This is a genomic window from Bradyrhizobium sp. AUGA SZCCT0169 (genome assembly GCF_018130085.1).
In the GTDB taxonomy this organism is placed as follows: Bacteria; Pseudomonadota; Alphaproteobacteria; order Rhizobiales; family Xanthobacteraceae; genus Bradyrhizobium.
The window spans coordinates 22,196-28,587 of the sequence record NZ_JAFCMC010000056.1 but is presented as its reverse complement, the minus strand read 5'-3'; the positions used below and the strand labels follow the sequence as shown (position 1 = coordinate 28,587).

General features: G+C 56.0%; 4 protein-coding genes and 1 pseudogene. All 5 read right to left on the bottom strand.

Going from position 1 to position 6,392, the window contains the following annotated elements:
- Positions 1–1,044: 1,044 nt before the first annotated feature.
- The 5 genes and pseudogenes from JQ609_RS33680 to JQ609_RS33665 all read right to left on the bottom strand — a co-directional run bounded on the left by JQ609_RS33680 (position 1,045) and on the right by JQ609_RS33665 (position 6,254).
- The gene (locus JQ609_RS33680; RefSeq protein WP_212276875.1) at positions 1,045–2,331 is read right to left on the bottom strand and encodes a DUF2235 domain-containing protein; all 1,287 of its coding nucleotides are present in this window, start codon (positions 2,329–2,331) and stop codon (positions 1,045–1,047) included.
- A gap of 129 nt (positions 2,332–2,460) precedes the next feature.
- Complete coding sequence (locus tag JQ609_RS33675; RefSeq protein WP_249128746.1) at positions 2,461–3,285, bottom strand: DNA adenine methylase; 825 nt, start codon at positions 3,283–3,285, stop codon at positions 2,461–2,463.
- A gap of 105 nt (positions 3,286–3,390) precedes the next feature.
- Positions 3,391–3,585, bottom strand: a pseudogene (locus JQ609_RS35975) (DNA adenine methylase); the annotation flags it as partial.
- Between the two features lie 33 nt (positions 3,586–3,618).
- Positions 3,619–4,956 (bottom strand): hypothetical protein, encoded by a 1,338-nt coding sequence (locus tag JQ609_RS33670; protein WP_212276871.1) that lies wholly within the window; start codon positions 4,954–4,956, stop codon positions 3,619–3,621.
- A gap of 2 nt (positions 4,957–4,958) precedes the next feature.
- On the bottom strand, positions 4,959–6,254 hold the full coding sequence (locus tag JQ609_RS33665) for a DGQHR domain-containing protein (RefSeq protein ID WP_212276869.1): 1,296 nt from the start codon (positions 6,252–6,254) through the stop codon (positions 4,959–4,961).
- Positions 6,255–6,392: the final 138 nt, after the last annotated feature.

The window sequence follows — 6,392 nt, the reverse complement described above, 5'->3', positions numbered from 1 at the left end:
CCTTGTCTGAGATCTCAACAACCTCATTCTGGCACAACTGATGCCGTAGGGGGCCGTCCACACCATCACTCCGCGGCGGTTGTTGTTGCAGAAGGTCTCCAACGCCGGCGTTCTCACCGATGGGCCGCGGCGTATGGGTCCCCCGATGCGCAATTGCGCATCTGAGGTCAAGCCCGGGACGACGTGGATAGAATCATCCCAAACACACCTCCGCGTTCCCGCGGCAGGTTTCGCCCGGGTTGTTCAAATCGTTTGCCCCCAAAATCCAGAGGGCGCAGGGAATGCCGGATGCGCGCTGCACCCGCGGTCTCATGTGCGTTCTGTGCTAAAAAAGCTGCACATGAGCATACAGGGCAGCGGAGAACATCCGACATTCCCTGCGCGATGGCTTTACGGCTTATAGCGCGCTCTCCCCGGTGAGACGGCCTCTATTGCCACCGTCACCCCTCCGAAGCGTTAGCTTCTTCAGAGCTTGACGCCGTTACGGGCGCCAGGACCACACGCTTTCGCCGTACGCATCAGCCGCGACCGTCAATCGCAACATCAGCGTCCACCGCATCCCCGCCCCTCGTCATGACGACGGCCGACGCCCCTCTGAGTGGGACGGGATGGCTATTGATGTGCAGGTGATTTGGGGGCGATGGAAAGCGAAATATTTTTTGATTTACAGAAATTTTAGGCTTGACATGGTTTCCGTAAATCGGAACTGATTTTCCCGTCGGGTTGTTTTGTCGCAGCCTAGCCGTCATTGCGAGCGGAGCGAAGCAATCCATGCCTCGGCTTGGCGCAATGTGGATTGCTTCGCTTCGCTCGCAATGACGGCGGTTGCACCCACACGAACGGTCGCTCCCTCCCCCCTTGCGGGGGAGGGCGGGGGAGAGGGGTGGCGTCATCGGTGGTGTGTGATGGGATTGCTGTCTTATCATTACCGCGTGCGCGGATCGGGCAACGGTTACACCGGCAGTCCCGCTGCCGCCACCCCTCTCCCTAGCCCTCCCCCGCAAGGGGGGAGGGAACGCACCGTTCGCTTGGCGCGCGCTTGCCTCACACCTCCGCCGGCATCTCCACCGCTTCCGCTTTCACCGGCATCGGCCACGTCTCGTATTTCTCCGGCAAATTCACCGGCCGATAATCCTTCACCTCGGCCATCCGCTTCACCACCGACTCATGCACAACCGCGCCTTCCGGAATCACCCTTGGCTCCGCATCCGGAATGTAGAATCCAAAATACACCTGCCGCTTCGGCCACTCCCGGTACTTCGCGCTCTTCGGCAGGAATTCGAGAATCCACCACGCGCCAACAAGCGAATTATGCACCTCGCCGCGCACATCAGGCGCGACATAGGAGAACGGGCTGTTCTTGCGCGGAATGCCCCAGGCGAGCTGGTTGACGTTGGCGTGGTTGAACTTGAGGCCGGCTTTCTCGGCCTCGTCGATCATCCAGAGCAGCGGATATTTGGAGAGGCCGGATTGCTTTTCGGGATAGCCGCCGCCGATATCGGCATGCACGCCTGAAAACCACACCTGCAAAATATCCTGCGGCGCGTTCTTGATGTCGTTGAAGCGGACCGGCTTGTAGGTCTGCGGCGCGTCCCACTTTTTCAGGCGGAACATGCAGCGCCGCTCGTCGATCGAGATCGCCTGGCGGAAAATCTGCACGCTCGGGTTCTGCAGCGTCCAGGCCAGTTCCTCCAGACTCGGGAGATAGAACCGGTCGGGCCGCGGCACGATCACGCTTGCCACCGTATCCCAGACGCCGACGAAGCGGATGGTGGGCCAGCGCGCCGAGGTGATGCGCGCGAACTGCGCGGCGTTGTCGAACGGCGAGGGCGGCTCGGCATCCTCGGCGGCGGCGGCGTCGACGCGCCCCCTGAATTTTTCGCGCAGCTTCGGCGCCTCGTCGCTGGAGAACGCCTTGTAGGCGATCAGGCCGCTGCCTGCGAGATTGGCCTGCTCTTCCGTGATCAGGCCGATCTTGTGGATCAGCCCCGCCAGCACCCGCACGGTGTAGGCGCCGCGGGAAAAGCCGAACAGATAGATCTGGTCGCCCTCGCGCCAGTTCTGCACCAGGAAGCAATAGGCCGCCAGCACGTTGTCATCGAGCCCATAGCCGGTGGCGAGCCCCAGGATGGCGTTGAAATTCTGCCTGAGCCGGTGCCACGTATTCGGCCGCGCCAGCGTGCCGACGCCGGGATCGTAAAACACCAGCTGCCGCGGCTCGGTCTTCTCGGTCTTGCGCAGGCAGCGATAGAGCTTCAGCACATTGGAGATGTTCTCGGAAATCTCGTTGCCGGTGCCGTCGCAGCAGATGACGATGTTTCTGGATTCCATGGGGAGTGTCCCGGAGATGATGCAGCCGGAAGTTTAGCGGGGGTTTCGCTGGGTGGCGAGGGGGAAGGCCAGCTTTGGTCTGTCAGATCAAGTTGCGCGAATCAGGACTGAATAATTTCAGCCAGCAACTCAACGGGGGGTAAGCAGCAATATCAGCTCATGAGCATTCAACCGAGCGTCCCTACCGGCCTGGTCGCCGCGCTGATCACTTGTGCCGCCAAGGCTGCTGAACCGACTCGAAACTACTTTGCGCTTTGTATTGAAGTATTGCGAAGCAATGCTTTGAACTTGATCTCCGGATAAACCGTTTGAACACTCGTGGTCCGGGAAGGTGAGGACTACTTTCGCGCCTTTATTGGCCGTCGTGCGCAAAAGATGTTCGATCGCATTACTGGCCTGCGTTTGGATGCTATAGCGAGAGCGTGGTCGCTTGTTATTCTCCGGATATCGACCGATGCCTGAAACGGTACCTGGTTTACCAGACGCTATCGATTCAAGGACATGGTAGAATCTACTATAGTGCACGCCGGAATAAGGTGGATCGATGAACACAAGATCGCCCGGCGACAAATCGTCGGCAAGTAGATTCGCGTCAGCTCTTAGCGCCCTACCCTTTTGCTTCGCCGCCAAACCCGCCAACAAAATCAGGTTTCGCTTGGTATGAAAGAGAACGTCCTTGTGCCAAGATTCAAAGAGAAATTTTCTAGCAGTAAGGGTAGGTTGAAACGGCTGAGCAGTGTGACCAGGACTTGCAGCGCACTGACTAGCGGCCTGTATAAGCGAGGCTAAGGCTAATTGCCTCGTCTCCAAATTGCGTGGCAGCGTTGACCGCAATGCGTCAAACCAAATTGCCTGTCTCGCACTGAAGTAGTGGCCACCATACGCCGCTGTTATTGGGAGGTCCGACCGCTCCGCTGACCACATGCGGTCCGCGGCGACAGTTGCCTTGGTCATAGCCTTCAGTGTGGGTGGCTTAGGTCTGTGCCCGTCGAGATGCTTCGTAGCTGCGACGAGCCATCTCTGCCAAATTTTTTCTGCGTCCAATTGTCTAACACGGCAGATTACGGATCCGGCCAATGCCACGCTGTATTCTTGCAGGTCGGCAGCTAGAACGGGGACTTCGTATGACTGAGCTACGTGTCGAGCAACAGCTCCGGACCCTGTGAACAAGTCAACGAACCGAGTCACCTTTGGAACTTCTCGAGCCAGCAACGTGCCCAATCCATTGAGCAACATTGCTCTCTTTGAGCCCATATATTTCATCAGGTTAGACTTTTGTCGCCGCGATCAAGGGGTCATAGCCCAAATTGCGACTCGCTCGGGGCTACCTAAATTTACCAGCGCGTCGCTTAGCTCAGAACGAATTTTAAAGAAAGTTTGGTCAACTTGAGCGTATTGCTGTTGAAAAGCTTCGACCTCGGCTAGGGCGTCCAGCACATCTGCCCACATATCCATAGGGGAGCTCAGTGCATTCTCCCAAAGCCCCCGGCTTCTGCCAAGCGAGTCTGACCAAAATGCAATCGAAGCTGCATTGAGGGATGCTGCGCGGAGCAGCAACAATGAGGCCCCGGATGCTAGTCGGAGCAAAAGTGCCGCTCTAGAGATTACAGCGTGTGCGCCTGTTGCTGCGTCTGTAGCAGGTCCCTTGGAGTGCTCAAATATCGTCGGGTTATGTGGCGAGCTGCCTCGCATGAGAAACCGAAGCAGTTGAGTTTCAGTAGGTCCGGATAGATTGTGCGGCTTGATTATGCTTTCCGCAAACGGTCGAAACTTATTTGGCCGTTGCTGAGCAGTATCGCCGGTTAGAGATTTGAACAGCGCTTCTGTCGCAATACGAAGGATGCTTCGATCGATCACGTCAAATCTAGTAAGAGGTGAGGGCTCCAAAGAAGCCCAGAGGTCACGCGCGAACTCGAGCGCATCAGGCCCTTGGATTTGCCAAACGTTTGGAATGCCATCTGGCTGGTAGCTGGATATATTGCGGGCGTCCCGGTCGTCGGCAAAATTCCTTAGATCTACGCCCCATTGCCTTAACCAAGCTTGGGCCTGAGGTGCTATCGCGGTCGTTCCGCCTACGGGCAAAAACCAATCCTCCAACGCAATTCCTTGTGGCCTAATCATCCTCACAAATAACTGTGTTGCTTTTGGCAAAGTCGCCCAATGATCTAGGCAGCTCCAAGCAAAACGATGTGTTCCTAGTGTCGAACTAAACTTCCGGATAGTGTCTTTTCGAGTTATGGCGAAGTGATTGGTTGAGAATATTCCAATGCCTTCGGTTGCTAAGAGGGACACCGCCGCGCGCAATTCTGCATAGTATGCCAGATGAATGGCTCGGTGCGGATCGCCGCGAAGGAGCGCGACAAGGGATTTTCCCAGATAACTCCAGCCATCCGTCGCGTGGAGCACAGGGCTTGCAGCAATGTACTGCGCAAGCTCGGTCGGTTGTTGGCCGCTGCCGTTGTCAATTTCGCCAGCTAATACGGCAACTGGATCTACAGAATACCGGTTCGCCGCAGTAACCCATCGTGAACTAGCAATTGTGCCTTTCAGTGCAGAGAAAGTCTCCTCGACATGTCTACGCGCTAGACGCGCTACAATCTGCTTGTCGCTGGCGAAAAGGGTCATTTCTAGAGCCGCTTCGCTGCATCCGCGACATCGCCTTCGCTAGTTCTTAGTGTGTCTATGAGCTGTGCCCGCAACTCGCGATACCCGCTGCTTCCCCTAAACACCAGTTTAGCCCTACGTTCGACGTCAGTTAGATTTGGCGTTGAGCTTACGCGCCAATCAAATTTCGCTAGCGCTTCCGCGTAGGATGTTACAAATTTGCTCATCGGGTGTTCTCGCAACGTAGCTAATGCGAGAGTTACTGCGTCTGTGTCACTCGCGCCTGCACGCCTTTCGACTTGCCACGATCGTAGCTGTAGGCGAGTGGCCCAGACGAAACATACATCGTTCAACACGTGCAGAAATCCTCGGACCCCCTGATCAGAGGATATAAGCGAATAGCGACCGTAAAACGCAGGATCATCATCCAGCTGGGGTTCTTTTTCCTTCATCGCTTCAATGCGAAGTTTCTTTGCCCATCCGTCATCGAAATTCTTCACGGAGTCGCGGAATCGTTGCCACGCATAAATCAGGAATGCAGCCTGCTGTGCACGACTCCATCCAAGTACATCCTCCCCTTCCGCCATCCTTGATCCAAACAGTCCGCCTGGGCCGGAAGTCTTGCCTGTCCAACGACGAATAAATGTGTTGGTGAGCGTCTTAATCCATGCTGCTTGAGTGACCCATGGACTTCCTTTTTCTCCGAGCATGTTGATTCGGTCGTGCCATGGGCTTTCCGAATGAGACCACATTGCTTCTGTCAGTTCTTGCGATCTTGTATCGCGATAGATTTCGTGCCCTTCGGCCCTGTCAAGCCAGTCCTCTGCTCGCAATAGCGGATAGAGATCGAAGGCCAAGCTTGGGTTAATGCGTTTTGGTTTGATGTTAATCGTCCAAAACAGATAAGCCTGCCAACTTATGTCCAGACCGTGAAAAGCCACGACTGGAAGTTCGAAGTCGGCCTCCCCATGTTCGAACGCCCAGAGCCGGTGCTGTCCATCGATGACTTCAAAGGGAGGAGTGCCAGACGGACGCCAATGCGGCGTCCATTCCGAGTACGGCAAAGTAATCCGGCACGCAGAATTTTCTTCCGCAATCGTTATGAGATCATCCTTATCCACAGAGCCTGTCGGTCTTACGTCCGGAAGCTCTAGGATGTTGACGACGATGGCAGTGGGCAGCCAGCCTGGCTTCCGAAGATCGTTGTATTCACTGGACTCTCTTTTGCTCTCGCTCAGCGTGGACCACGGAAACCCATATTCAACGAACTGTTTGATTTCTGCAGAGCGTTCTGGCTCGTGTTGACGCTGAATTCCCAAGTCCGCCGCCCTCGGCGTGACTCCACTGATATTTCTCGCGCAATGCCTGAAAGGCTACGAAGCTCGCGGGCTGGCAAAGAGAAAAGGAAGAAATAGGGTTTTGGCTGCTTCCGATGCTCTTTGGGATCGAACGATATC

What these genes read in the sequence shown, in the direction of transcription:
- JQ609_RS33680 (WP_212276875.1), bottom strand. Translation starts at nt 2,331, where the DNA reads ATGGAATCCAGAAACATCGTCATCTGCTGCGACGGCACCGGCAACGAG.
- JQ609_RS33675 (WP_249128746.1), bottom strand. Translation starts at nt 3,285, where the DNA reads ATGACCAAGGCAACTGTCGCCGCGGACCGCATGTGGTCAGCGGAGCGG.
- JQ609_RS33670 (WP_212276871.1), bottom strand. Translation starts at nt 4,956, where the DNA reads ATGACCCTTTTCGCCAGCGACAAGCAGATTGTAGCGCGTCTAGCGCGT.